The organism is Legionella steigerwaltii, assembly GCF_001468065.1.
GTDB lineage: Bacteria > Pseudomonadota > Gammaproteobacteria > Legionellales > Legionellaceae > Legionella > Legionella steigerwaltii.
The window spans coordinates 30962-57421 of record NZ_LNYZ01000013.1; the positions used below are offsets into that span (position 1 = coordinate 30962).

A 26460-nucleotide genomic window follows, 5' to 3' on the forward strand; every position below is an offset into this window, starting at 1 on the left:
TGATTGTTTTTAGGATAAACATGATCGAAGAAGTTGCTGTAAAGTATCCTTGTGATTTAATTATATTTGGTGCCTTGGGGGATCTGTCTTGTCGTAAATTATTTCCTGCTTTATATCAACTGGAACACGCTCATTTGCTTCACGCCAATACACGTATCATTGGTTGTGCGCGTGACTCCTTAACATTAACCGACTTCACTGGATTAATGAAATCCAAAATGCAAACTTTTTTAAGTGAAGGGCTGGAAGAAAATGTTTGGTCACGTCTTGTTGACCGAATGGCCTATTGTCAGATCGATTTAGCTCAATCTGAAGATTTCGCAAAAATAATAGATTATGTGAACCCACAAGATCGAGTCCCCATTTCCTATTTTGCAATTCCTCCCTCACTATATGCTCAAACATGCCAAGGTCTTTCCAGTATTGGTTTAACGAAGCAACCCTCTCGTGTGGTTTTAGAAAAACCAATAGGTCATGATTTACCATCATCTATTGCAATTAATAATGAAGTAGCTCATTTTTTTGCTGAAAATCAGATTTATCGAATTGATCATTATTTAGGTAAAGAAACGGTATTGAATCTTTTAGTACTTCGATTTGCTAATGCGATTTTTTCCTCAAATTGGGACCACCAGGCTATTGATAAAGTCGAAATTACTGTGGCTGAAGAGGTCGGGGTTGAAGGACGATGGGCTTACTATGATAAGTCAGGTCAAGTAAGGGACATGTTACAAAATCATTTATTGCAAATCCTATCGCTTCTGGCAATGGAACCGCCAATGAGTCTCGCTCCTGAATGCATTCGTAGTGAAAAATTAAAGGTACTCAAGTCATTACGGCCTATTTCAGATGCTCATGTGCATGAACATACGGTACGAGCTCAATATGTAGCAAACAGAAGTAAAGGACAACAGATTCCTGGATATTTGGAGGAAGAAGGGGCCCACAAAGAGTCAGCCACAGAGACTTTTGTTGCAATTAAAGCCTATATTGATAATTGGCGCTGGTCCGGTGTCCCTTTTTATTTATTGACGGGTAAACGATTATCAAAAAAACAAAGTGAAGTAGTGATTTACTTTAAACCACAACCGTACAACATTTTCAAACAATTAAAACAGGAACTGTCTGCTAATCAGCTCATTATCCGTCTGCAGCCTGATGAAGGGGTGGAGTTACAAATGATGAACAAAGTTCCTGGCCTTAGTGAAAGCATGCAATTAAGGGACAGTAAGTTGAATTTAAATTTCAACCACCTTTTTAATTCACAAAGAATTGCTGATGCTTATGAACGGTTGTTGTTGGAAGTGATGTTAGGGCATCAATATCTGTTTGTGAGTCGCGAAGAGGTAGAGCAAGCCTGGCAATGGATTGATGAAATCAAGCAAGCATGGGAAAGACAAGATACCCCCCTCTATACTTATCCATCAGGAACTTGGGGCCCTTTAGAGGTAATTCGTTTATACAATGGCAAAGCACATGTATGGGGTGATCAAAATGCAGTTACATAGTTTCAGTGAGGCGCCTTTATTAACTGAAGACTTAGTGGATCAGTTAACGAAGATTCTTTGTGATGCAGTCAAACAACGTGGTTATGCTTATTTAGTGGTTTCAGGTGGAAAAACTCCGATTGATTTATTTAAGGCTCTGGCAAAAACTGATATTCCCTGGAGTAATGTTACGGTAACTCTGGCAGATGAGCGTTGCGTTCCTGTTCATGATCCCGAACGAAATGAACATTTGGTTCGACAATTTTTACTCCAGAATCATGCATCTAAAGCTCATTTTCTGAGTTTATATAATGAAGGTCATTCCATAGAAAAAACAGAGCGTATTATTGCTTCTTTACCCACATTTGATGCAGTGGTTTTAGGTATGGGGGAGGATGGGCATACTGCATCTTTATTTCCTTGCGCTGACGAGCTTGTTGAGGGGTTAGATGATCATGCTGCAGCAGTACTTCGTGTTAGTCCGAAAAAAGCACCTCATCAACGAATAAGTTTATCTAAAAAAAGATTATTAAACAGTCGTGTGATTTTTTTTCATTTAGTAGGCCCAAAAAAATTGGCGGTATTGCACCAAGCAATGGCAGAGCACGATCCTATGGTGATGCCGGTCAGTGCTTTTCTAAATAATGAAGATGCTAATGTTCAGGTGTTGTATGCACCTTAAGGAAAAAGAATGCACCCGGTTGTAACCCAAGTCACTGATCGCATCCGTAAACGCAGTATGCATGCCAGAGATTTATATCTGAAGCATATAGAAAAATCGCGTATAAAAGGTCCTCAGCGTAGCCTACTCCACTGTGGTAACTTAGCGCATGGCTTTGCCGCCTGTGTGAAGCAGGATAAAGCGAATCTGAGCGGGATGGCCAAAGCAAATATAGCGATTGTCTCTGCCTATAACGACATGCTTTCCGCACATCAACCTTATCTGAATTATTCATCTTTAATTAAAGAAGCTATTTCTGCAGCAGGAGGTGTCGCACAATTTGCAGCAGGTGTTCCAGCAATGTGTGATGGGATAACCCAAGGTCAGGCGGGAATGGAGTTAAGTTTATTAAGTCGAGATGTGATTGCCATGTCAGCAGCTATAGGCTTGTCACATAATATGTTTGATGGCGGACTCATGCTGGGTATTTGCGATAAAATTGTTCCTGGCTTATTGATGGCAGCATTGAGCTTTGGTCATTTACCTTTTATTTTTATTCCAGCAGGCCCTATGCCTTCAGGAATATCAAATGAGGAAAAAGCACGTATTCGCCAATTGTATGCAGAGGGAAAGGTAGATAAAAACGCTCTGCTTGAAGCAGAAGCTGCCTCATATCATTCTGCAGGTACATGCACTTTTTATGGCACAGCGAATTCCAATCAGCTTATTATTGAAACTATGGGCTTGCAACTCCCAGGTTCATCATTCATCAATCCGAACACACCTTTGCGCGATGCATTAACCTGGAATGCAGCACAACAGATTCTTTCTTTAACGGATTTGACTAAATCCTACATGCCTATAGGTCAAATGCTCGATGTAAAAAATATTGTTAACGGTATTGTAGCTTTGTTGGCATCTGGAGGTTCAACTAATCATACTATGCATCTGATTGCGATAGCGAACATGGCAGGTTATTCGATCAATTGGGATGATTTTGCTCAATTATCTGCAGTTACTCCCTTAATTGCCAAAATTTACCCTAATGGATATGCAGACATTAATCATTTTCAGCGAGCCGGTGGTATGGCATATTTCATTCACACTCTGCTTGAGGCCAAGTTATTACATGAAGATGTTGATACCGTGATGGGGCACGGTTTGCAACGATATACGCAACAACCCATATTAGATAATGAACAACTGCTATGGACTTCTGGTCCTGCTAGTTCAACTGATGAGCGTGTATTAACTTCAGCGCAAACTCCCTTTAAACCACAAGGTGGCTTGCAAGTGTTAAGTGGAAATATAGGAAGAGCTGTAATTAAAACCTCTGGACTAGCCGCTGGAAAAAGTAAGATTGAAGCTCCTGCAGTAGTTTGTTCCAGCCAAGAAGAATTTGAGGAGATGTTTCAAAAAGGTATTTTGAATCAAGATTGTGTGGTTGTACTTCGCTTCCAAGGACCTAAAGCCTGTGGAATGCCTGAACTCCATCAATTAACACCTAAGCTTGGGGTGCTCATGGACAAAGGATATCAAGTGGCTTTGGTTACTGATGGACGTATGTCTGGTGCTTCGGGTAAAGTTCCAGCTGCAATTCATGTCACACCTGAAGCAATAAATAATGAGGTGCTTTCTCGGGTTGAAACGGGAGATATGATTTTAATTGATGCGGAACAAGGTATATTACAATTACTAGTTCCTGATCAGGAATTGGAACTAAGAACCAAAGCTGTTTTACATGAGGCAGCATTTCAACTGGGTACGGGGCGAGAATTATTCGCCAGTTTAAGGTCACAATTTACGGGAGCTGAACAGGGGGCTTGCAGTTTGTTTCAGGGAAAAGAGTCTTGCTATGAGTGTTGATGATTTCAAGTCGTATGCGATCGTTGCTGATATTGGTGGCACTTTTGCACGCTTTAGCCGGGTCAATTTAGAAAATTTGGTCATGGATAAAGTAGAAATTTATTCGTGCGCCGCATACAACAGTCTTGAATCAGTATTATTGGCTTATAAAGAACAACACAAATTGGAGGAAATTAAGCAGGTTGCTCTCGCTATTGCATGCCCAGTGCTTGATGACGTGATCTGTATGACCAATGCACATTGGCGTTTTTCGATCAGCGAATTAAAGCATAAATTAGCTCTGACAGAATTGAAGGTTTTGAATGATTTTAATGCGATTGCAATGAGCTTACCTGTTTTATCGAACCAGCAAATACTTCAGATAGGAAGAGGCACAGCAGACCCAAACGGAGCAAGAGCTGTATTAGGCGCAGGAACAGGACTCGGAGTCGCTTTCCTAGTCCCAGGTCAGGAAGGATTCTCAGCCCATGCGGGAGAGGGGGGGCACATCAGCTGGGGAGCAAGAACAGAGCAGGAATGGTTTATTTATTCTCATCTGAAAAAAAAATATGATCATGTATCTTATGAGCGCTTATTGTCAGGTCATGGTTTGGAAAATCTATATCAAGCATTGGCGGTTTTCCATCAAAAAGAGAAGCCACCTATTCCTGCATCGCAGATAATTATTTTGGCTTTAGCACAACAATGTGCTATTGCTGAAGCAGCTGTAGCACAGTTTTTCGCAATTCTAGGTTCTTATGCCGGAGACCTGGCATTAATTATTGCGGCGTTTGGCGGTATTTATATCGCAGGTGGTATTGTGCCGCGATTAATTTCGTTGCTGCCTTGCAGTGATTTCAGAACCCGTTTTGAAGAAAAGGGTCGTTTTAGCAATTTTAATGCGAAAATTCCGACTTATGTAATTACTGCTGAGCAGCCAGGAATTTTAGGTGCTGCAGTTTATTTAAAACAATCGAGGCCTAGGTAAAATGAGAAACTATTAAGTTAAGGATTCTTTCACTTATCACAAAAGTGGAAGAAGGGGTTTTTTCTTAACTTTAATGACGGAATGGGAATAACCAGAATTTCATTTGCTTTAATCCCGAGTTACACTGTTGTTTCATTTAGCCTATAACCGACTACAAGGAGAGGTTTCATGTTGTTTTCAAAGAAGAAGGTGCAACCGGAAATGATATTCCGTACATCACCTGTAATCCCGGTTGTTGTAATTAAAGAAATACAACATGCAGTACCTTTGGCCACAGCGTTATTTGCAGGTGGTATTCAGGTAATCGAGGTTGCACTGAGAACGCCAATCGCTTTGGATGCGATTAAAACACTCTCAGAAACCTTTCCTGAAGCCTTAATTGGTGCAGGTACTGTGACTACTCCGGAACAATTAAAACAAGTAGCCGATTTAGGTGCAAAATTTGCGTTCAGTCCTGGGAAAACACAAGCACTATTAACCGCCGGATCTACTTCCACTATCCCTTTAATTCCAGGTATATCCAGTGTTTCTGAATTGATGGAAGGATTAATTTTGGGATATACACACTTTAAATTTTTCCCCGCAGCAGCTGCTGGCGGAGTGAATATGCTGCAGGCGATTCATGGTCCGTTTCCACAGGCAAAATTTTGTCCAACCGGCGGCATTAATGAAGTAAATTTTGTTGACTACTTAGCCCTGCCCAATGTTTCTTGTGTAGGAGGCTCTTGGATAGTACCCGAAGAAGCAATCAAAAAAGGCAATTGGTTATTAATTACTGAGCTCGCTTTTGCTGCACGTCAAAGTGTTAGAGGATGGGATTAGGGTCTGTTTGCAATTCTACTATCTAGGCCAAAATGCTACGATTTTATGCGCTCCGATACTCACACCTTTCGTGTATGCTGCGTTTCGGTGCTCCAAAAGCGCAGCATTTTGGCTCAATCTAGCGAATTGTAAACTGACCCTAGCTGTTTTGGATTATCAATTCAAGGAGTTGAATATGACATGGGTTGTTGCAATTATTGGTTCGGTTGCTGGTTTTTTGTTTGGTTATGACGAGGGAATCATCGCTGGCTCCTTAGAGTTAGTCAAAAATCATTTTGAATTGAATGAAGCGCATATTGGTATAATGGCCTCGGCCTTACCCTTTGGTGCTTTATTTGGCTCCATGCTGATTGGTGCAATTACCGCATCAAAGGGGGTAAAACGTTTTGGCCGTCGTACCTTACTCTCTTTTGCAGGTGCGTTGTTCTTTTTAGGAGCATTAGGCGCTGGATTCGCCGATTCGATTACTGTACTTATTATCTCACGACTGGTACTTGGTTTGGCAATTGGAGTAGCATCCGTAATGGCACCTTTGTACTTAGCTGAAACAGCAACGTATGAAACTCGAGGAGCAGTAGTTGCTATTTATCAATTAGCAATGACCGTAGGAATTGTTTGTTCTTATTCAGTCAATTACCTTCTGCTTGAAAATCATGATTGGCGTGCCATGTTTGCTTCAAGTGCTTTTCCTGCCCTGGTTTTAAGTCTCGGAATTTTACTTATGCCCGAATCTCCAAGATGGCTGTGCAGTGTAGGGCGCCGTGAAGCCGCATCTAAGGCCTTGAAAAAATTAAGAAAAAGCCATTCTATCGAGCATGAGTTGACTGATATTGAAACCACATTAGCTAATGAACCGAAAAAAGGAAGTTGGTTGTTGTTATTTAAGAGTCCTTTACTGCCTGTTTTGATGCTAGGGACTATGTTGTTTTGTTTGCAACAATTGAGTGGAATTAATGTGGTAATTTATTTTGCGCCCGAAATTTTTAAAAATTTAGGTATGAATAGTACTACGGGACAAATATTGGCAACCATTGGGATTGGCCTGGTTAATTTATTGGTGACGATCATTGCGATGCTTAGTGTCGATAGAGTAGGTCGTCGTAAACTATTGCTGTTTGGTTTTTCTGGTATGTTCGCCAGCTTGCTGGCTTTGTGTATCTTTTCTTTAAATCAAGTCGCTTGGCTTCCTTATTTGTCAGTTGCTTGCCTCATTCTTTATATTTTTTCTTTTGCAGTGAGTGTAGGTCCAATACCGCATATTGCAATGGCTGAAATATTTCCTTTGCACGTACGTGGAGCTGGTATGGGTTTCTCTGCCATGAGTAATTGGACCTTTAATACAGTAGTCATCTTTAGTTTTCCTCTTTTGGAAAAAATGATGGGTATTGAATATACCTTTGCCTTGTATGGGGTGATTTGCTTTTTGGGACTAATCTTTACCTATTTTTATATGCCCGAAACAAAGAATATCAGCTTGGAACAAATTGAGAATTATATCGTATCAGGTAAGCCATTACGGTTATTAGGCCGTAAAGAGATTCCTTCTACCGAGGATATTGGCAAAAAAGAACCATCTTATTTCGCGTCTACCTAAAAGTGGATTGGATGGATTGCATGTATTCGGGTATATGTCATTTGTAAACTCCTCAGGATGATGGTAACTGTAGGGTAATAGGGTAGCCTGGGTGAAGGTCCGTAGGACCGAAACCCGGGTTTCACTTCGTTTCACCCAGGCTACAGGTGCGAAATAGTTATTAAGAAATTATTTTAATTTACTTGTGAGTTTATCTCTTAATTCAATAGCGCGTAAAACAGCCACATAGCTCCAGGTAAGTGATGGAGCTCCTTGTTGGATCCCTGTATTTAAGTTTATTTGTTCACTTAACTTCATGTTTGGAGCATATTTTTTTATAAGTTTCAAATAATTATCGCCAACTTGGATGTGTTTCGCTATCTCGGATTGATGTATTTTATCCAAAGGCAGGTTATCGGCAAGCGTATAATAATATTCAGCCATAGTCGCAGTTAAAATAAACCATGGATTTCCTATACCATTTGTTTGATATCCATCGTATGTATCACCCGGATAACGACCAAATAAAATTTCACCTGAATGATTTTTATTAATAGGGAACATGGAATTAAACTGCTCATATAAGGCTTGAACTGTGTTTTGAACGTAAGTGCTACTGGGAGACAAAAAACCATCATCTTGAGGATTAAATAAAACTCCCAAAATCACTGATGAATCAAGTTCTAAAGTTTTTTGTGGGCCAGGATGTGGTAAAAGCGTTGCTTGAATTGTTTTATGATCGCGATCTAAATGTTGCTTCAGACGAGCGTTTATCATCTCCGCTTGCTGTTCATAGTAAACTGCCGCATTATTATCATTGAGACGACGTGCAAGAGCTGCACCTTCGTAGAGTGCTTTTTGCTGAACCATAGCTGTAAAGAAATGATGTCCTAGCACTTCTTCCCAAAGGTCAAAGTTTTTGTCAGACCAGTGATGGGCAGTGTATTCCAAATCCATTTTGATTACGCCCATAGAATATGGGTCCAAGTTATTATTATAAAGATGGGTTTTTACGTATTCCATTTCATCATCGTCTAACAGTTGTTGGGCAAAACGAGTCAGCACAGAAGCTCTTATGGCAGGGCCGTCATTTTGTGGTCTTCCCCAGGGGCCGTCAAAAGGATAGCCATCAACATAAAATTTAGGCTCTCCCAAAATATCTTGTCCAGGTAATGGATCATCTTGGTGTTGAAGCTTTTGAGTCCAGAAAACATAATTAAATAAGCGTTCTTTATATCCATATGCGTGAGAGGATTCATACCATGCTTCAATCAAACCCATGGCAATTGCGGAGTCACGAATCCAATCATAATAGTAATCTGGATTTTGTTTTGAAGGGGCGGCAACTATTGCTCCATTAGATTGTATATTGGCAAAAAAATTCTGTCTCAGCTTTTGGATGTCTTCTGTACTAAATACAGAACTTATTGCTTGAGAAACAAAAAATATCATTAAAAAACAGATCCTTTTCAACATAATCTCCTATAAAAAAATGAACGATTTCATAGTACATTAAATTAATTGTGCAGAGTATAGGGTTATTCAAGAAGATAGGTGTTCGGAGTGTAGTGAAGCGGAACCTGGGAGAAACTGAGATTATTTTTTCAGATTCCGCTGTGTTGCACCAAGTGTTTCAATCATAGGGTTCAAGCGCATTGTTTTTTAAATCATATGATGCGCTTGGGAGTAGTCCTACTTTTGTTGTCAAGACAATGTACATGTTTTATTTTCTTCATGGGCACTGAGTTGATTATTTCGTTCAATAACGTAACCGCTTTCATCGAGGAAATTTTGTAAGCGTCTATTCGCAGTTGGGGCTCGATGATGTTTAAGATGTATTGATCGTGCTGCTTGCAGTGCTGCAATGGTTCCATCTTCGTGGGAATCCCCCTTCCAGCCTAAAATTCCTCCAAAGTAGAGTCCATACTTTTTTTGCATCGTATGTAGTTTTTGCTGTGCGATAAAGTAGTTTTTATCCATAATAGGATGTTTATAGTGTTCCGTTTTAAGAATATTATTAGGCATTGGTTGACCAGGTAATACCCATGTTTTTTTCACTGGAGTCGCTCCATTTTTTGCTTTCCAGTCTTTTTGTGCTGTATTTGCTGCTAAGTCTCCTTCCACGCGAGTATGAACCACAGTCCCGCGCGGTGGGGCATAATTAGGATCAAGATGAAAAGCAAGTGTAGTATCGTAATACCGAACTTTTTTAAGAGCCTCTTTAAGTTCTTGCATGTCTTGGGTATCTATATCAGGTAGTATAGCTGCTGATGCGTATGCAGGGGTAGAAATAACAACATCATCAAACAACAGGGGAATACCTTTTTCAGTTTGCATTAGAGTACCATCACTAAGCATGGCCTGATATTTGGTGCTTTCTGAATCAGTAATGGGGATGAGTTTTGTAACCTCTGTGTTAAGGCGCATGTCTAGGTTTTTACATTGGGCTTTCATTGCGTCCATGTAACTGCTTAGCCCACTTGGTGCATCATACCAGTCTTTACTCAAAGCTAAATAATTCATTGCATAAAATGCGCAAAATTTCTTGGCTTCGGAGATAGGGATACCCCATGCTGCTCCTACTATGGGATACAATACTCGATTGCTAAAATTATCAATATCTTCTTCTTTAAAGCCGGGATTTTTTTTCTTAAATCCTTCCATAAACTCTTCAAGTGTTTGAACTTCATTAATATTTTCAGGTTCTCTTTCATGTTGTGCACGCAGAATTTCCCATTCCAATGTTAATAGATCAGAAAATTTATTTAATAGAGTGCCAAAATCAATACGTATTTCTTTCTGTGATGCATTGTGATCAGTAAAAAAACAACCAAAAAAATCAGACAAAGAATGATTATTTTTTTCTGCAGAATGATAAACGGGAGGTAAAACTAGGTGATCATCTTTACCATGCTCAATACTGACTTTATGTAAGTCAGCATTCAGTTCAAAGCGTTTTAGTTTAACACCTAGCATGGAAAATAGTTTGTGAACATTAGGGTAACTTTCTGGTGCGCCTATAAATTCGGCGCCACCCTCTGCAATTCCGTGGTCACCAAAATTTAGGCTATTAATATGACCGCCATAACGTTCACTCTTTTCTGCTAAAGTGATGTTGAACCCCATTACATTTTCTAACATATAGGCTGTTGTTAGGCCTGTTCCACCACCAATTACTAGTATATTTGGCATTTTTTATATCCTTATATTTATTTTTGTTAGATCCTGTTACTTTTAAGGACAATAATGGCTTGCTTTGTTAAAGAAAAAAAGAGTTTTTGCAATAAAAAATGAGTAGCTCCAGTTGAGTCTTCTGTTCTTGGAGATTGTAGAAAAATTAGTGGTTCCTTATTTATGAGAAAGCTAACAATCTCCTACTTTTTCTCCACTTTTTGAGCTATATAACTATCTAATATTATTAAGAAAAGGATCCTCTATGTTTTATTCCCTCAAAAATAGAGTTATATTGATGGTGTTCGGTTGTTTTCTTATTTCTATTGCCTATGCTGACCCGCTCCCACCCTTATCACTTTGGACAAATGCCCAAGATGATTCACGACCATTGTTGGTGTTGAATCAAAAAAACCAATTAGTCCCTAAAACGGTTCAAACTGAAAAAACGAGATATCTTCTTCAGCTGCGTTACCCACAAATTGTTGGGAGCCCCTTACCTCAGACCGCTAAAGATTTTAATCATTTGTTACAGTCATTTGTCGATAAAGAAATAAATCAATTTAGACATGTGATCAACCAAACAACACCAACACAATCGATGGAAGTGATGCAAAACCACCTAAAGATCAATTATGATTTAGCAGGTTTTGTGTCTCAGTCTCAACATACTGAATACATTAGCATTCGTTTCAGGAGAGATTCTTTTGTACAAGGCATGGCTCATCCAGGTCAGCAAATACAAACGTTTAACTTTGACTTAGGACATAATAAATTACTGTCGTTAAGCAATTTATTTAAGCCAAATAGCAATTATTTGGACAAAATTTCATCTTACTGTTCAAATCAGTTAAGTTCTAGAAAATTTCCTGCAGAAATGATTAAAGCTGGGGCTGGACCCAGAATGGAAAATTATAAAAATTGGAATCTGACCTTGAGTGGTTTATTAATTACTTTTGATGAGGCTCAAGTGGCACCTCGTTATAAAGGAGTTCAGGAAGTACTTATCCCTTATGAGGTATTAAAAAGTAGTTACACCCATGAAACGGCGTGTACTCTTTTTGTTATTAATTGTGATGTAACCTAACTCAAACATGCATAGGCTGGACTGTTAAGCTCAGCCTACGCATGCTTGGCAGTGCTCTTGCTATCAATCCAAACCATATTAAATTTTTTGTTTACTTTATTTTGCTTACATACCAAATTGGTATAATAATCAATGAACAACAACCTATACATCGATAGGAATAACCAATGATAAAGCTCTATCAATATCCCTCTGCATGGTCGCTACCTAATCCCAGTCCATTTTGTATGAAGCTAGAAACCTATTTGCGAATGGCGAAACTTCCTTTTGAAATTGTAACCGTTATTGATCCGCGCAAAGCGCCAAAGGGAAAATTGCCTGTCATTAGTGATGATGGACGAAAAATAGCAGATAGTGGTTTTATTATCGATTACTTGCAACAGAAATACAGCGACCCTTTAGATGGTCATTTAACTGCGACTCAAAAAGCAGAGGCGTTGGCAGTAAGGCGCATGCTTGAAGAGCACTTGTACTGGGTCATTGTTTATTCGCGCTGGATTGATAATCGATATTGGCCAACCACTAAAGAGGCTTTTTTTGGTCATCTTAAAAAACCACTTTATTACTTTATTCCTAAATTGATTCAAAAAAAAGTAAGTCAGGATCTTTATCGACAAGGAATAGGTCGACACAGTGCAACAGAAATTTATCAATTAGGTATTGCAGACTTGCATGCACTGAGTGTTTTATTGGAACAGAGCGACTTTTGTATGGGTAATGAACCTACCAGCATCGATGCCACTGCTTATGCATTTCTTAAAAGTATCATCCAGCCGCCTATCTCCTCTCCATTGCAAGATTATGCTAAATCCCATCCTCATTTTCTAAGTTATTGTGAACGTATGACGCAGATGTTTTATTCAGATCGTTAAACTAAAATTTTTTTCCACTAAGGGATATTAATGATTACATTATATGGAGCACCTGCTTCAGTATTTGTCAGGAAACCACGAATATTACTGTATGAAAAGAACGTTTCTTTTTGGATTGATCCAATTAATCTCTATCAATACGTTAATGAAGATTTTCAACAAGCAAGCCCGCTTAACAAAATTCCAGCATTAAGAGATGCTTCTTTTACGCTTGCTGATTCTTCCGCAATTTGTGCTTATATTGACAAAAAATACCCCTATCCCGGCTTTTATCCACAGAACCCAGAAGATTATGCTACGGCACTATGGTTTGAAGAATATGCTGATACCGCCTTATTCCAGGCAATTGCCCCTTGTTATTATCAAACGATTCTTGTTCCGCTTTACCATCAACGAGAACCAGATAGTACAGCAATTGACAGAGCGATTACTCAAAATCTTCCGCCAGTTGCGCAGTACTTGGAAGCAAAATTAGGGGATAAACTATTTTTTGTAGGTGAACAATTCAGTATTGCTGATGTTGCTGTTGTAAGCATGTTTATGAATATGCATTTCTCGGGCTATCCATTAGATGCTGGACGTTGGCCTAATTTGTCTGCTTACTTAAACACACATTTCCAACGTGAAAGTTTTTATTGTTGCATTAAAGAAATAGAGAGAGAATTAATCCGAACCCCACCCCAAACTGCACCATATCAGTATCCTACACAAAGCTTATCATCGGCCTAGGTCAGGCCTTAGTCTAATGAATACCACCATTTGAGGCGTTTGGATTTTAGTCAGAGATTAAACTAACTTGTATAATTTAATAGGATGATCACGATGTTTTAGCATCACATCGCCGACCAATTCAGCCTGAATATTAGATAATTTGTTGAAGGCCTCTTCAGAGATAAGTAGGTTTGTATTATAAGTTTTGTTGGACTGTTCTATATGAGCTGCTGAATTCACTACATCTCCTACAACTGTATATTCAAGGCGGTTTTTTGCACCAATAGTACCTGTGATTGCATTACCATAATGCACCCCTATTCCTAATTTGAAATCAGGAATATTGCCTTTTTTTATTTCTTCTTCAGTACGTTGAATAATTTTTAAGGCAGCATTCACTGCATTTTCCACATCATTTCCACTGGACGTAGGAGCACCAAATATTGCCATAAAACCATCCCCTAAAAATTTATTTATAATCCCTTTATTTTCATGGATGATTTCAACCATATATTTAAATAGTTTATTAAGATTTTGAACAACAACAGTTGGTTCAGTTTCTTCGGCAAAATGAGTAAAATTTCTTATGTCCAAAAACATAATACAAACAGGTATATATTCACTTGCATTCGAATTTTTTGATAATAACTTGGATACAACTTCAGGAGAAACGTGCATACCAAAAATATGTTCAATTTCATTACGTGCTTGTTGTGCATCAAAAGCGGCATTAAATTGTTGCTTAATTTGAGCTGTGACGAATCCTGTAACTATGCCTCCAACTAACAATAATGCACCACGAGCAGCATAGGAAAACCATCCTGTTAAATAGTAAACAATGCGTGAAGTATCCGTATAATGCAAAATATAATAGGACAGTCCCAAATACTGAAATGCTGCGATTAATCCTGCAAAAAAACATAACCGTATATTTAATGTCAGTGAAGTCAGAAAAATGAAAATGAAATAAATTAAAATAGGCGGCATTACAAGCACATAGGCTGATCTTTGAAAGTTGTCGATGATAAGAAGAGCCACAGTGGGAATACTCATTTCGATAAACGTGTTAAAGTACCGTAGAAGAATAGGTAAATTTTTTTTATAGAGCATATAGTGATAAATAACTTGACGCATCAATAAAAAATATATCCCTACAACTGCGAAATAACCCGGAAAAATTATGACGGATGTTTTACCGTAATATTGATAATATTGTTGTGGGGCGTAAGAAATAAATATTATCCACATAAGAGATAATGCAAAAAAAAAGAAAGCTAAAATTGTTGTTCTTAACTTTTCCGTTTTTAATATTTCCAATTCCAAAGGTGTCTGAGTCATTTGTCCGAGTCCATGATCTCTTTCTTTAATTTTAGACTAAATTAGAAACGGAAATCTTATTGGAAATGAGCACTTATTACTCAGGTTTTTTTATTATTTTCGAGGTTATGAAATAAACAGTAGGAAGTAAAAATAAAGTGAATAATGTGCCTATGCATAAACCACCAATAAGCACGGTACCTATTGCATGCCTGGCTTCAGCTCCAGCATCATGTGAGAGCACTAATGGGATGGCACCAAAAACCATAGCTCCAGTAGTCATGAGAATAGGGCGCAGCCTTAGTGAACACGATTTTTTTATTGCATCGGCTAAGGTAAAGCCTTCTTTTTGTAATTGGTTGGCAAATTCTACAATCAAAATTCCGTGTTTACTGATGAGTCCTACTAAAGTGACCAGCCCGATTTGAGTAAAAATATTTAGAGATTGGCCAAATAAGTAAGCAAATAATAAAGCTCCAAAACATGCTAAAGGCACAGTGAACAGAATAATGAATGGATAAATAAAGTTCTCGAATTGTGCTGCAAGAATGGCATAAATAAAGAGAATAGATAAAGCGAATAACAAAACCATAGTGTGTGATGATTCATTATAGGCTTTGGCAGCACCCGCCCAGCTCAATTTATATTGGTTAGACAGATTTTCTTTCGCTATTTTCATGAGTTTATTCATGCCTTTTTTAAAGGATTGTTGTTTAGGTAATTGAGCATATAAAGTTGTCGAGCGCATTTGATTGACATGTTCCAATGCAGTGGGTTGCGCACGTCTTTTCATTTGTGCTACTGAACCTAAAGAAACACGTTTTCCAGAGGGGGTTGTAAGATACAGCTCATCTAAGGTCCAGGGTTTAGATGAACCTTGTAAGGTTAGGTTATAGGACACACCATCCTTTTGAAAGGACATGGATTTATCGCCACTGAAAAACACTTCTATGGTTTTAGCCAATTGTGCAGGAGTCAATCCCAGTTGAGCTAAGGCATTTTTGTCGATATTTACAGAGTATCCCATGGAATCAAGACGTAAATCATAGCGAGTAGAGGCAAATTCCTTACTCTGATCCAACATCTTTTTTAAATGTTCTGTTGCCTCAAATAATTGTCGAAAATTTTCAGTAGTTGAAATGACGAGTTCCAATTCCGAGTTGTTGCGCGCATCATCTACTCCAGGTAAGCCTGAATCCCAACTCCAGACGGAAGCATCCACAGAGGGTAATTGTTCTGTTTTCGGTTTTAATGAATTAACAATTTGCTCTGCGGAACGATTTCTTTGCTTATGGGGTTTTAAAGGCATGACGATGCTGCTACCCCAATTTCCAAGAAAAGTTAATGTATTGTTTGCCTCAGGAATTTTGCCTATGGATTGTTGTATGCGTTTTGTATTGGCTTCCAATGTATCTAAATTATCCCCGGATAGAGGGGGGGTATAGATTCCTATCAAACTGCGATCTTCCTTTGGGGCTGTTTCGCTAGGCATCACTTTGTAAAAAAATATGCTTAGGCCGAGTGACAGGAAGAGTATAAACAGCATGGTTTTTTTTCGGTAAATTATAATGCTCAGTAATTTATAGTAGTATTGTGCCAGTTTACTCAGGAATTTATCGATAGCAGGCCATAAATGGTTTGTATTTTTGTGTAGGAAGGTAGCGCACATTAAAGGTGAAAGTGTCAGGGCAACTACTCCCGAGATGAATACACTTCCGGCCAAAGCAACAGCAAATTCAATGAATAACTGACCAATCATGCCATCAATCAAAGCAATCGGTGCATAAACACTGGTTAAAGTGAGCGTCATAGCGATAATAGCGAAACCTATTTGCTTTGATCCTTTAAGTGCTGCATCCATGGGTGATAAATCATCTTCAATATGACGCCATATATTCTCAAGAACAATAATGGCATCATCGACAACCAAACCAACTGCTAACACCATCGCAAGAAGAGTCATTTGATTAATAGTAAAGCCGGCAATTTTCAAAAATAATAAAGAGCCAAAAAGTGAAATTGGGATTGCAATTAGTGGAATTATTGTAGCGCGCACATTTCGCAAAAAGATAAAAATGATGACTAAGACCAATAAAATGGACTCAAGAATAGACGATTGGATGTTTTTAAGTGATGCTTTAATGAATTCGGATTGATCAATAATAATTCTAGTCTTGATGTCATCGGGTAACCCTTTTTTCAAGGCCATCAGTTCCTTGCGAACGCTTTGCGATACTTCGATCGGATTTGCATCATTTGCACGATTAATCGCAAGCACTAAGCCTGGATGGCCATTGACCTTGACGCGGAATTGGTTGTTATCCGTAGTTAATTGAATTTGAGCTAATGACTTAAGAAAAACAGGATGATGATTTTGAGTTTTAATTACCAGGTTTTCGTAATCTTCTGGGGTTTTTAATTCAAAATCAAGCGTCGTAGGGATTCTGTTTTGATAATTCCCCGCGGGTAGAGATAAGCGGTTGTTGGCAATTGCATAAGCAATTTCATCGACATTAATTCCAAATGTATATAACTTCTTTTGATCTAATTGCACGGCATAAGTGTACGGTTGTCCCCATACCTCGACTGAGGCAACCCCTTTAAGACTACGAAACACATTTTTAAGATTCAAATTGGCATAATGCGTGAGCTCTCCGAAATTAAGTGATGAGGATTCCAGTGCAATGCCTATAAAAGGTAAACCATCTGCTTGCCTTTGGCGTTCGATTATGGGAGTTTTTACTGTTGAAGGAAGCTGTGCTAGCCGTGCTGCCTCATGCGTAGCATTCAGAGCTTTCTCCATAGGAGTTCCTGGACGAAAGCGCAAGGTAATGTATGAGCTTCCTGCATTAGAACGCGAAGTCATCATCTCCAATCCTTCTACCCCAGCAAGTTGATCCTCTAATACATTAGTGACTACAGATTCGACTAATTCAGGGCTGGCATTGGGATAACTGGTATTTATTGTAATGATTGGAAAACTGATGTTGGGATATTCTCTCAAGGGTAATGAATGGAAACACAATATTCCCAAGAGCAGAATCATGCAATTAAGAATAATTGAAATAACGGGATGTTTTAAAAAATAACTCGTAAATTTCATAACCGGATGGTTAACCTTTATAAATTGAGACTTCCAGTCCTGGATAGAGTCGTTCGGGATTTTTACTCACTATTTTATCCCCAGATTTTAATCCCGAAATAATTTCTACTTTATCCTTTTCCTGTATTCCTGTTTTAACAGCAACAAGTTCTATTTTTTTATCAATTACCTTATAAACATGTGTTTTACCTTGCTTGAGAAATAAGGCTTGGGTTGGAATAATCAATGTTCCTGTTTTTTTATTCACTACGAGTTGACTTGATACACTTGCGCCGATTAAGCAATGAGTACATTGTATATCAACATCAGCGGGACACATATGCGTTTCATCATCTATCATTTTTTGGACATGACTTAAATGAAAAAGTTGATCAAATATATAAATAGGTTGGTTTTCTTCAATTGAGTGATTATTTGTACAGGGAATATCAAGTTCTACGGTTAATGAATGAGGATCGTAAATGGTAACAATAGGCACGCCTTCAGTTATTTGTGCTCCTTCTTTAATTTTAAATGCACCTATTACGCCGTCAAATGGTGCATAAAAGCGCATATTTTTGAGTTCTATTTTAGTTCTGGCCTTTTCTTTTTGTGAATCGATCCAGATTCTTTTTTTCTCCTCTACTTCTCTTGCACTGACAAAGCCTGTTTTTTGCAAACTTTTGAGACGTTGGTATTGCGTGCTTTCCAGTTGTTCCGTTTGTTTAGAAAGTTGATAGCTTCTTTCGATGTCTGGATTGGTTATTTTAGCAATTAAATCACCTTTTTTGACAGTTTGTCCTGAGCTCATTAGGGTATCGAGCATTCCAGATCCTTTGGCAACAAGTATTGTTGCATGTTTTGGGCGTATGGTTCCTATAAGTTTGATTGTTTTTTCAATAGTAGATGGCGTTACAGTAACTACTTCAACTATTTTAGTGGCAGGGGGAGGAGCTATTTTCGCATGATAATAAAATATAGAGTAAATGCTTAAGGCCGCGATAGTTACGCTTGATAATCCAATAATCTTATATTTAGAAAATAGGGCACTCCATACTTTTTGGAGAATTAATTGCAGAGTCACAAGATGCTCCTACATTGGGAATCAGATTGAATATCTGTCATTGTGATTATGGCTTTTATCCAGGAAGGGTCGGTATTCATGCTCGGAACGAGAATCAATTCTTTGCCCCCTAGTGTTGTCCATTGTTGTTGGAGACGGATACCTATTTCTTCTAGTGTTTCTAAACAATCAGCAACAAATGAAGGACAAGCAATAATGAGTTTTTTAACCCCTTTGGTAACCAATTCAGCAAGAATTTGATCGGTATAAGGTTTTACCCAGGGTGTTTTACCCAGCCTTGATTGAAAAGCGGTACTGTAACTATTGGCAGACAAACCCAGTTTATGTGCCAATAAACGACTGGTCTCATAACATTGGGCTCTGTAACATCCATGGATATTGTCTGTTAAAGCAGGGCAAGATTCGGCGCAAATTGATTTACAACTGATTTTGGTGATTTGACGTTCAGGAATTCCATGATAGCTAAAAAGAACATGGGTTTGTTCTTGAAGACACGATTTAATGATTTGGGCTTGCGCGTTCAGGTATGCTGGATGTTGAAAAAAATCACTAATAATGGTGATTGATGGAATGAGATCCCAGGTGCTGATGATGCGCATGACTTCTGCAATAGATGAGCCAGTAGCAGCAGATGAATATTGTGGGTATAAGGGTAAAATAGTAATGGATTCACAATGTCTTAACTGCTCTAAAGCTGTTTCAATAGACGGTTTTCCATAGCGCATGCCAAGAGCAATTATATTTTCTGCGCCAACTTCTTTTTGTATTTGGTTCACTAAATTCTGGCTATGCATCAGCAAAGGAGAACCTTGTTCAGTCCATATAGATTGATAAGCACGAGCCGAACGTTTTGTACGGAACGGTATAATGAATGCATAAACTAAGATGTAGCGAAACAATGCCGGTAGATCGACAACCCGCTTGTCGGTAAGAAATTCGCGTAAATAACTCCTGACAGAAGAGATCTCTGTACTGTTAGGGGTGCCAAGATTTATCAGTAACAAACCACGCTTCATCAGCAATTCAGACCTTAAATAGAATAAGGCCATCATACATGAAGACGGTTTGTAATTCAGTATTTGCGCAAAATTTGATCTTTCCTGGCTAATGGACGCAGCACCACCATGATACTGCGTTAGCTAATTAAGCCATTTCAGCATCAGCATTCTCATTGAGCACAATTACATTAGCTGCGTGTAGACCTTTATCGCCAGTTTCTACATCGTAGTTGACCACTTGTCCTGGAACTAATGTTTTATAACCTGTGCCATGAATCGACGAGAAATGAACAAAAATATCATCGCCGCCATTTTCTGGAATAATAAAACCCCAACCTTTGGCATTATTAAACCATTTAACTTCACCTTTAGCCATGTTTCCTCCTTTTCTAGAGTCTTATTTCCAGACTCTATTGTTCTCAATCGCCCTGACTCTTTCTGTCAATTGAGCAATTGCATTTATCCATAAATGACAATTGAACCTATTTTTCTAATAGGTTGTTTTAACATAACGTAAAACAGACTCACTACTCAATAGTATTTTTTATAAAAAATTTAATTGTTCTTAATAATTCCTTAAGTTGTTTATGCTAAGTTATAGGTATAGGTGTAATAGGAGGAGTTCAGATGAGTCAATTCAGTACTTCTAAAATGTTAGGAAAACTGACTGCTGGACAGAACAACCCTCGGGTTGCAGATGTTTCGCAGGAGATAGAGGAAGTTGGCGAAGAGGTTGCTGCACCGAAACATCAATTAATGCCTTCTGCAAAACCATCTGAGGAATTAAAAATGCAAAATGTCCTAACGAATATCTTAGGGCAACCTTTGCAAAATGGACCTTCCCCAATGGATAAAAAATAATTTCTTTAGTAACCGTTATCCGTATAAAAAAAGCAATCATCCGTAACATGTAACCCTCTCCTAGTCAGAGAGGGTTTTTATTTCAAAGCTAAGATCATAAAATATTCATAGATATATATTCATTAAAAGTACGAATTGTAGTAAAAATATTATTAATATTCTTAAGACAAAGGTGCTAAAGCCTGTATTTAGGTATATACTTTTTTAAAAGGGTTTATTTTTTATTTGAGGCATATATATGGCAGGGTTTGCTGAAACAGCACATTGGAGAGATTCTGCTCGCAGCGCTCGGTTTTTTATAGTTGATGCTCGAGCGGCATTCCCTATATTTTTATTTCTAATGCACATTAGAATATGGACAGGAATACTTGTTTTAATCTCCGCAGTGTTTTTTGGGATCATTGAGCATTATGGTTTTACAGTGCCAGTTTTTTTAAGGTGGATAAGAAGCACGTTAGCTGGATCAGTCAGGTCTTCAAAACCATGGTGGCGATAACATGGAGAGAGATATTAGCAAAAGTATGTCCGTTATTGCTGCAAGTTTAAACGCAAAATTTTATCTTAATGATAGATTTGTGAGTTATGAGGAGGTTTTTGCCGATACAGGTTTGTTACCCGCAATTGCTAAACGAGCAGATCAATTGTGTTCCTTATGCCTTGGGTATGGATTAGGGGCTTCGTTTGATGAAGCGGAAGGTGCTTTGCTTGGGCTTAGGGTTGTTTTTGATGAGGTAACACCCAACGTATTGCGTTTATTATGTATGACTGATGTGTTAAATGAGTTGATACAAGGTGGTCCAAGTCGTGATTATACCCCTCTAGATGAGTTGATGTACGACTAGGTGTGTTATTAAAAAATATATTGTAAAGAAATCGTAAGTACTGGTAATTTTAGATGCATTTATAATTGATTTTGATAAACTATGTTAATTAAAGGTTTTATGTTTAGGGGTGTCGTGATGGCAACAGATAAATTTGGATTTTTTAAGCCCTCTGGAGACGCATCTACGGAAGTGGCTAAAGGCGTTGAGGCATTGAAGGAAACTGTGGGACGTTTGGCGTCAATGAAAGGTAATGATGGCGATCTTCAAAAGGTAAGTGGGAATCTAAACCTGATACAAACAGTTGCAAATGCTTCGCCTGAACAAGCTCAGAAAATTTTAGAAGCAGAATTGCAAAAACTTGGCGTTCAGCAAGACTTTAACTTTAAGAAAAACCTTCAAGATGTTAAAGGTGAGGCTGAGGCTCAGACTAAAGAACAAGAACAAGTTGAAAATACCAGTTATGGAATGAAATAATAGTTTATTGATTAGATTTTAGTCACTTATGAAATTTACAAAGAGTGCGTAGGCTCTTTGTGAATTTTATCTTTTTTCTTTTTCTATACATAGAAATTACTGTTATACTCCTAATATTGCCTTGGATTTTTGCAGAGTGTTTCATTTCTTATAAGGTTACATTTGACGTGATGAATAAAGATGATTTCAGAGAAGAACATAATGACGCAATCCTTAAAGCATTGGATTATGCGATTCAAAATGGGCCCTGGGATAAGTCGAATTTTCTACGGTCAATTGGTAATCGTTTAATCGGAATTCGCGATAATTTTTGCAAAAAAATTAATGCGCGCAGTCAAGCACAAATTCAATCAGATGCTAATTTAGCAAATCGTCTAGCTTTGAGAGGGAATCAGCAAGAAGTTTTTGTTTCTTTATATACTTCGGATGGTTCTAATATTCAATCTTGGGAAAGGATAATCATTAATTTGCCACGTCAAATGATTTCTCGTCCAATCTATGGAAATGAAGATCAGGTGAGAGAATTAATCAAATCAAAAGAAAACAAGCAGAATGAGGCTTACGTAGGCATCTATATCAATAATACCGATGTTATTCACCTGGCTCCAGATAAAATCTTATATGATAGGTTAGGAAATCCTTTATTAACGTTAAAAGATAGATCTTTAGACTTAGAGAATGTTACTCGTTTTGTTCACATCAGTGGTATTTATAAATATTCACGTGGTCGCTTGACTAAAGAATCGTGAGTTTTATCATATCTCTTTGTTGTGATGTAAAGCACAGATATACTCGCGAATCTCTCGCAAATTTATACTAGGGCAGTATATACTTATAAAGAAATAAACTTTTTGAAGTAATCACTAATGGCACAACAACCGCAACAACAGGGTCAAGATAGTGGCATGGGTCCAATATGGGTCATGGTGCTGGTGTTTATTACTGTGTTTCTTATTTGGAAAATGGGACATCAGTATATTGTGATGGTTGTTTTTCAAATTAATATTTTGCAAGCAAAACTTGTCAACCTTTTTGTTCATAGTGATCAGCTCGCAAGCTTGATTCAGATTATGCAAACAATAGATCCTAATGCAGTGGATTGGAATCAATTGTTAGAAACAACGCGTGCTGTTGGCGACTTCATGCGTTATCCAGTAGTTATTGTCCTCCTTTTTTTAGCAGGGTTTCTGTATCAATCAAATATCACTTTAAAATTCCGTAAAATTTACGATATGAAAAAGCTGCGTGAGCAAGAACAATTTAACTGGCCTGCAATCATGCCTATAGTAAAAGAAGATTTAGCAGCTCAGGATATAAATAAAGGCCCATGGTCTATGGCTTTGACCCCAATGGAATTTGCACGTAAATACAATTTATTAAAAAAAGAAGATGTTTTATTAGACAATCCTGTACCTGGCCAAGAGATGACGGCGGGAGTTAGAAGAGGCGATGCAAAACGAGTTTTTACTCTGCAATTAGGCCCTTATTGGGATGGTTTTGAGCATTGTTCGCCACAAGCTTATGCCTTAGCTGCTGTTTTTATGGCACGTATTAATCGGGATAGAGATGCTGCAAACAATATTTTAGCTGTGTTAGATAGAACTTATGTTTCAGGAAAACCTGATTATTCTGTTGCTAGACCAGTAATAGAAAAATATAAAAATACAGAAATTATCCAGGAAGTTGTTTCAAAACACGCCTATACTTTAAGTGTAATGGCATCATTACTTGAGAAGGCTCGGGATGATGGGGTTGTTCCGAGTTCTGAGTTTTTATGGTTAAGACCTGTTGATAGGCGTTTATGGTATATGCTCAATTGTGTTGGTAGACAAACTCCCTTTTCAGAGGTTGCAGGCCCTTTCTCTCATTGGAAAGCTGAGAAAGAAATGGGACGACGTTCTTTAGTGCCTATGGTAGATGAGGCGATTAAAGCTTTGGAAATTGCCATAAAAGAAGTTAAGTTAACACCCCGACAAATGCAGGAGTTAGAGCCATGATGCGCGGTATTGAATCACGTCATGAGTTAGATCCCACCCTCCTACTTAGGGACACCCGGACTTTGGGGCAGCGGGTGGCGGATTTTTTTGCAGATCCTACGAACATTTCAATTGTTCTGTTTACTTTGTCAGCCATGGCGTATTATTTCTCAGAAGTAGCTACTCTTTTGATGCTTATTGGAGGAGGATGTTTTCTTTATAGCTACACACGAAAACAAAAGCTACCTTTCCGTCTTCCTCAAATTTCTCGAGTAAAAGATTATAATGATATGAAGCCGGGTGTGAACAAGCCCAATATGGCCCGAGGAATAGCGTTTTTTGGTAACGATCGCAAAACGGGGCATGAATTATGGTTTGCTAATGATGATATGCGTACCCATGCGTTAATTTTCGGCTCCACCGGTAGCGGTAAAACAGAATGTTTGGTCTCTCTTGCTTTTAATGCTTTGGTACAAGGTAGTGGTTTTATTTATGTCGATGGTAAAGGGGATAACTCACTCTATGCTAAAGTTTTTTCTATGGTCCGCAGCATGGGGCGTGAAGATGATTTACTTCTGATTAACTTTATGACTGGTGCGCGAGATATTATTGGTCCACAAGAAAAAAGATTGTCTAATACGTTTAACCCTTTCTCTCAAGGGTCTTCTAGTATGTTGACCCAACTTGTAGTGAGTTTGATGGGCGATTCAAAAGGCGGCGGAGACGGTGATATGTGGAAAGGCCGTGCTATCGCTTTCGTCGAAGCGTTAATGCGTCTTCTGGTTTATATGCGTGATGAAGGTGCAATTCTTTTAGATGCTGATACCATCCGTAACTACTTTGATTTAACCCGATTAGAAACAATCGTCGTAGATAAAATATTTCCACGCGATAATCAGGAAAGTGTTAATATTGAGCAGATTCCAAAATTGGTTACCGACCCTTTACGTAACTATTTAGGTACTTTGCCAGGTTATAATAAAGAGAAAAAAGGAAAACAAGTATCACAGGTTCTAGAGCAGCACGGTTTTATTACCATGCAGTTGGTAAGAGCGTTTTCATCCCTGGCTGATACTTATGGGCATATTGTTCGTACCAATCTGGCCGAGGTAGATTTTAAGGACGTGGTGTTGAATCGGAGAATTCTTGTTGTACTACTGCCCGCTTTGGAAAAATCTCCAGATGAGTTATCTAACTTAGGTAAAATTATTGTCTCTTCATTGAAAGCGATGATGGCAGCAGGTTTGGGAGAAGATGTCGAAGGGGACTATCGAGATGTAATCTTGAGAAAACCAACCAATGCACCTACTCCTTATATGTGTATCCTTGATGAGTATGGATATTATGCTGTTCAAGGGTTTGCAGTGGTTCCTGCACAAGCGCGTTCTCTAGGATTCTCTGCGATTTTCGCAGGACAAGATTTACCTGCATTCCAAAAAGCATCCAAAGAAGAAGCGGCATCTATCGGTGCAAATACAAACATTAAAATATGTATGAAATTGGAAGACCCGACCGAAACCTGGGATTTCTTCACTAAAACAGCAGGCGAGGCTTATGTCACCAAGGTTGATTCATTTCAAGCCAAAGATACCAGCATGGCTAATACGTATATGGACAGTAAAAGTTCTTCATTTGAAAAGAGAGCTCGTGTTGATCTATTGGATTTAAAGGAACAAACAGAAGGTGAAGCGCATATATTTTTCAAGTCAAAAATTGTACGTGCACGAATGTTTTATGCGAATCCTAAACCTGTAAAGCAGTTAAAATTAAATCAATTTTTAAAGGTAGAAGCTCCTCCAGACGATTATTTAATGAGATTACAAAAGCAATTAGTCTCATTCCAATCCATTTTGGAAAGTGGCGATTTGTCAATTAATAAGACAGTTGAAAATGAAGAAATTACCCTTATTTCCAAGCTGTTACGCGAATCACCCATAGAAGAGCCCATAGAGCGGGGCGTGTCTGCTTTAATTGCATTTCATGGTCATAATGAACCTGAACCAGTTGAGGATTTGATTGAAGAAGAAGTAGAAGGTGCACTAACAATATTTAGTAATTTGCGAGAAAATCCAAATGGCCCGCCAATTTTAGCGAGTGATAAGGCTACATTCTCTGAAGCGTTACTACCCATTAATGAAACACGTAATCAGATGATGAATATTGAGCGTTTGGCTGGAGCTAAAGATAAATATGCTGGTACGGTTGCGAATGAGCTGGTTAAAGATTTCCAATTGGCAACGAGTTATCCGCCAGAAGAAAGGGATGTTATTGCTCCAGATGAGCTAACTGACATGGTCAGGACTTTATCAGAAAAAATTGCTACAGAACGTGAGAATGCAAGTAAAAAAACTGAAGAATAGTTAAGCGAAATACAACTAAGGCTCAGCTCAGAATAATTCATTTTTCTTTTCATAATTATTTTTCGATACTAGAAAATTGAGTTAGGTGAAGCCGTTCATACCTTTTCGTATGAGTTATTGAGTTAATTTCTTATCTATGAGCATATGCGATTTGGCTATTAGGCTTCTTTCGAAATTCTACTTGCAGCAAACTGCTTCGTCGGTGCGGTGTTCGAAACCTCATATACTCGCGTGTATACTACTCCCATGCTTTGCTTTTCCTTGCAT

The 26460-nt window shown here is 38.3% G+C and carries 23 protein-coding genes; 16 read left to right on the forward strand and 7 right to left on the reverse strand.

The features are described 5' to 3' along the window. Positions 1 to 20 precede the first annotated feature (20 nt). From zwf to Lstg_RS08010, 6 genes are all read left to right on the forward strand, one after another. Positions 21 to 1508: a glucose-6-phosphate dehydrogenase gene (zwf, locus tag Lstg_RS07985; protein ID WP_058477142.1), complete on the forward strand. Its 1488-nt coding sequence runs from the start codon at positions 21 to 23 to the stop codon at positions 1506 to 1508. Then, positions 1495 to 2169, forward strand: coding sequence for a 6-phosphogluconolactonase (pgl, locus tag Lstg_RS07990; protein ID WP_058477143.1), 675 nt, complete (start codon positions 1495 to 1497; stop codon positions 2167 to 2169). The genes zwf and pgl overlap by 14 nt, the downstream gene beginning before the upstream one ends. A gap of 9 nt (positions 2170 to 2178) precedes the next feature. Continuing rightward, complete coding sequence (gene edd / locus Lstg_RS07995; RefSeq protein ID WP_058477144.1) at positions 2179 to 4014, forward strand: phosphogluconate dehydratase; 1836 nt, start codon at positions 2179 to 2181, stop codon at positions 4012 to 4014. Beyond that, positions 4004 to 4981, forward strand: coding sequence for a glucokinase (glk, locus tag Lstg_RS08000; protein ID WP_058477145.1), 978 nt, complete (start codon positions 4004 to 4006; stop codon positions 4979 to 4981). Before edd ends, glk begins: the two co-directional genes overlap by 11 nt. A gap of 168 nt (positions 4982 to 5149) precedes the next feature. Beyond that, positions 5150 to 5803, forward strand: coding sequence for a bifunctional 4-hydroxy-2-oxoglutarate aldolase/2-dehydro-3-deoxy-phosphogluconate aldolase (locus Lstg_RS08005; protein ID WP_058477146.1), 654 nt, complete (start codon positions 5150 to 5152; stop codon positions 5801 to 5803). A gap of 148 nt (positions 5804 to 5951) precedes the next feature. Further along, positions 5952 to 7397 (forward strand): sugar porter family MFS transporter, encoded by a 1446-nt coding sequence (locus Lstg_RS08010; protein WP_274519322.1) that lies wholly within the window; start codon positions 5952 to 5954, stop codon positions 7395 to 7397. A gap of 168 nt (positions 7398 to 7565) precedes the next feature. On the opposite strand, the gene Lstg_RS08015 is transcribed toward Lstg_RS08010, so the two are convergent. Both Lstg_RS08015 and Lstg_RS08020 read right to left on the reverse strand, forming a co-directional pair. After that, entirely contained in the window at positions 7566 to 8828 is a 1263-nt protein-coding gene (locus tag Lstg_RS08015) for a glycoside hydrolase family 15 protein (RefSeq protein WP_058477148.1), read from the reverse strand. Positions 8829 to 9080: 252 nt separating this feature from the next. Continuing rightward, positions 9081 to 10568, reverse strand: a complete 1488-nt coding sequence (locus Lstg_RS08020; RefSeq protein ID WP_058477149.1) for an FAD-dependent oxidoreductase — start codon at positions 10566 to 10568, stop codon at positions 9081 to 9083. A gap of 244 nt (positions 10569 to 10812) precedes the next feature. Between Lstg_RS08020 and Lstg_RS08025 the strand changes: the two genes are divergently transcribed. From Lstg_RS08025 to Lstg_RS08035, 3 genes are all read left to right on the forward strand, one after another. Then, positions 10813 to 11634, forward strand: a complete 822-nt coding sequence (locus tag Lstg_RS08025) for an RsiV family protein (RefSeq protein ID WP_058477150.1) — start codon at positions 10813 to 10815, stop codon at positions 11632 to 11634. A 167-nt stretch (positions 11635 to 11801) separates the two neighbouring features. Next, positions 11802 to 12506, forward strand: coding sequence for a glutathione S-transferase family protein (locus Lstg_RS08030; protein WP_058477151.1), 705 nt, complete (start codon positions 11802 to 11804; stop codon positions 12504 to 12506). A 30-nt stretch (positions 12507 to 12536) separates the two neighbouring features. After that, positions 12537 to 13235: a glutathione S-transferase family protein gene (locus Lstg_RS08035; protein WP_058477152.1), complete on the forward strand. Its 699-nt coding sequence runs from the start codon at positions 12537 to 12539 to the stop codon at positions 13233 to 13235. A 57-nt stretch (positions 13236 to 13292) separates the two neighbouring features. On the opposite strand, the gene Lstg_RS08040 is transcribed toward Lstg_RS08035, so the two are convergent. From Lstg_RS08040 to Lstg_RS08060, 5 genes are all read right to left on the reverse strand, one after another. Further along, entirely contained in the window at positions 13293 to 14555 is a 1263-nt protein-coding gene (locus Lstg_RS08040) for an adenylate/guanylate cyclase domain-containing protein (RefSeq protein WP_058477153.1), read from the reverse strand. Between the two features lie 76 nt (positions 14556 to 14631). Then, positions 14632 to 17637 carry an efflux RND transporter permease subunit gene (locus tag Lstg_RS08045; protein WP_058477154.1) on the reverse strand — a complete coding sequence of 1002 codons (3006 nt, stop codon included), beginning with the start codon at positions 17635 to 17637 and terminating at the stop codon, positions 14632 to 14634. Positions 17638 to 17647: 10 nt separating this feature from the next. Continuing rightward, the gene (locus Lstg_RS08050; RefSeq protein WP_058477155.1) at positions 17648 to 18700 is read right to left on the reverse strand and encodes an efflux RND transporter periplasmic adaptor subunit; all 1053 of its coding nucleotides are present in this window, start codon (positions 18698 to 18700) and stop codon (positions 17648 to 17650) included. Then, positions 18697 to 19716, reverse strand: a complete 1020-nt coding sequence (gene hemH / locus Lstg_RS08055) for a ferrochelatase (protein ID WP_058477156.1) — start codon at positions 19714 to 19716, stop codon at positions 18697 to 18699. Before hemH ends, Lstg_RS08050 begins: the two co-directional genes overlap by 4 nt. Before the next feature lie 127 nt (positions 19717 to 19843). Continuing rightward, the gene (locus Lstg_RS08060) at positions 19844 to 20074 is read right to left on the reverse strand and encodes a cold-shock protein (protein WP_058477157.1); all 231 of its coding nucleotides are present in this window, start codon (positions 20072 to 20074) and stop codon (positions 19844 to 19846) included. A gap of 251 nt (positions 20075 to 20325) precedes the next feature. Between Lstg_RS08060 and Lstg_RS08065 the strand changes: the two genes are divergently transcribed. From Lstg_RS08065 to Lstg_RS08095, 7 genes are all read left to right on the forward strand, one after another. Next, positions 20326 to 20559 (forward strand): hypothetical protein, encoded by a 234-nt coding sequence (locus Lstg_RS08065; RefSeq protein ID WP_058477158.1) that lies wholly within the window; start codon positions 20326 to 20328, stop codon positions 20557 to 20559. A 238-nt stretch (positions 20560 to 20797) separates the two neighbouring features. Further along, positions 20798 to 21055 carry an IcmT/TraK family protein gene (gene icmT, locus Lstg_RS17955; protein WP_058477159.1) on the forward strand — a complete coding sequence of 86 codons (258 nt, stop codon included), beginning with the start codon at positions 20798 to 20800 and terminating at the stop codon, positions 21053 to 21055. Position 21056: 1 nt separating this feature from the next. Further along, on the forward strand, positions 21057 to 21401 hold the full coding sequence (locus Lstg_RS08075) for a type IV secretion IcmS family protein (protein ID WP_058477160.1): 345 nt from the start codon (positions 21057 to 21059) through the stop codon (positions 21399 to 21401). Positions 21402 to 21518: 117 nt separating this feature from the next. Beyond that, entirely contained in the window at positions 21519 to 21857 is a 339-nt protein-coding gene (locus tag Lstg_RS08080; protein WP_058477161.1) for a hypothetical protein, read from the forward strand. Between the two features lie 170 nt (positions 21858 to 22027). Further along, positions 22028 to 22606, forward strand: coding sequence for a Dot/Icm secretion system protein IcmQ (icmQ, locus tag Lstg_RS08085; RefSeq protein ID WP_058477162.1), 579 nt, complete (start codon positions 22028 to 22030; stop codon positions 22604 to 22606). A gap of 117 nt (positions 22607 to 22723) precedes the next feature. Beyond that, complete coding sequence (gene icmP / locus Lstg_RS08090) at positions 22724 to 23854, forward strand: type IVB secretion system coupling complex protein DotM/IcmP (RefSeq protein WP_058477163.1); 1131 nt, start codon at positions 22724 to 22726, stop codon at positions 23852 to 23854. Continuing rightward, on the forward strand, positions 23851 to 26193 hold the full coding sequence (locus tag Lstg_RS08095) for a TraM recognition domain-containing protein (protein WP_058477164.1): 2343 nt from the start codon (positions 23851 to 23853) through the stop codon (positions 26191 to 26193). Before icmP ends, Lstg_RS08095 begins: the two co-directional genes overlap by 4 nt. Positions 26194 to 26460 lie beyond the last annotated feature (267 nt).

What these genes read in the sequence shown, in the direction of transcription:
- Lstg_RS08060 (WP_058477157.1), bottom strand. Translation starts at nt 20,074, where the DNA reads ATGGCTAAAGGTGAAGTTAAATGGTTTAATAATGCCAAAGGTTGGGGT.
- Lstg_RS08040 (WP_058477153.1), bottom strand. Translation starts at nt 14,555, where the DNA reads ATGACTCAGACACCTTTGGAATTGGAAATATTAAAAACGGAAAAGTTA.
- Lstg_RS08075 (WP_058477160.1), top strand. Translation starts at nt 21,057, where the DNA reads ATGGAGAGAGATATTAGCAAAAGTATGTCCGTTATTGCTGCAAGTTTA.
- edd (WP_058477144.1), top strand. Translation starts at nt 2,179, where the DNA reads ATGCACCCGGTTGTAACCCAAGTCACTGATCGCATCCGTAAACGCAGT.
- Lstg_RS08035 (WP_058477152.1), top strand. Translation starts at nt 12,537, where the DNA reads ATGATTACATTATATGGAGCACCTGCTTCAGTATTTGTCAGGAAACCA.
- icmQ (WP_058477162.1), top strand. Translation starts at nt 22,028, where the DNA reads ATGAATAAAGATGATTTCAGAGAAGAACATAATGACGCAATCCTTAAA.
- Lstg_RS08015 (WP_058477148.1), bottom strand. Translation starts at nt 8,828, where the DNA reads ATGATATTTTTTGTTTCTCAAGCAATAAGTTCTGTATTTAGTACAGAA.
- glk (WP_058477145.1), top strand. Translation starts at nt 4,004, where the DNA reads ATGAGTGTTGATGATTTCAAGTCGTATGCGATCGTTGCTGATATTGGT.
- Lstg_RS08080 (WP_058477161.1), top strand. Translation starts at nt 21,519, where the DNA reads ATGGCAACAGATAAATTTGGATTTTTTAAGCCCTCTGGAGACGCATCT.
- Lstg_RS08030 (WP_058477151.1), top strand. Translation starts at nt 11,802, where the DNA reads ATGATAAAGCTCTATCAATATCCCTCTGCATGGTCGCTACCTAATCCC.
- hemH (WP_058477156.1), bottom strand. Translation starts at nt 19,716, where the DNA reads ATGAAGCGTGGTTTGTTACTGATAAATCTTGGCACCCCTAACAGTACA.
- Lstg_RS08005 (WP_058477146.1), top strand. Translation starts at nt 5,150, where the DNA reads ATGTTGTTTTCAAAGAAGAAGGTGCAACCGGAAATGATATTCCGTACA.
- Lstg_RS08045 (WP_058477154.1), bottom strand. Translation starts at nt 17,637, where the DNA reads ATGAAATTTACGAGTTATTTTTTAAAACATCCCGTTATTTCAATTATT.
- Lstg_RS08025 (WP_058477150.1), top strand. Translation starts at nt 10,813, where the DNA reads ATGTTTTATTCCCTCAAAAATAGAGTTATATTGATGGTGTTCGGTTGT.
- Lstg_RS08065 (WP_058477158.1), top strand. Translation starts at nt 20,326, where the DNA reads ATGAGTCAATTCAGTACTTCTAAAATGTTAGGAAAACTGACTGCTGGA.
- icmP (WP_058477163.1), top strand. Translation starts at nt 22,724, where the DNA reads ATGGCACAACAACCGCAACAACAGGGTCAAGATAGTGGCATGGGTCCA.
- pgl (WP_058477143.1), top strand. Translation starts at nt 1,495, where the DNA reads ATGCAGTTACATAGTTTCAGTGAGGCGCCTTTATTAACTGAAGACTTA.
- icmT (WP_058477159.1), top strand. Translation starts at nt 20,798, where the DNA reads ATGGCAGGGTTTGCTGAAACAGCACATTGGAGAGATTCTGCTCGCAGC.
- Lstg_RS08095 (WP_058477164.1), top strand. Translation starts at nt 23,851, where the DNA reads ATGATGCGCGGTATTGAATCACGTCATGAGTTAGATCCCACCCTCCTA.
- zwf (WP_058477142.1), top strand. Translation starts at nt 21, where the DNA reads ATGATCGAAGAAGTTGCTGTAAAGTATCCTTGTGATTTAATTATATTT.
- Lstg_RS08020 (WP_058477149.1), bottom strand. Translation starts at nt 10,568, where the DNA reads ATGCCAAATATACTAGTAATTGGTGGTGGAACAGGCCTAACAACAGCC.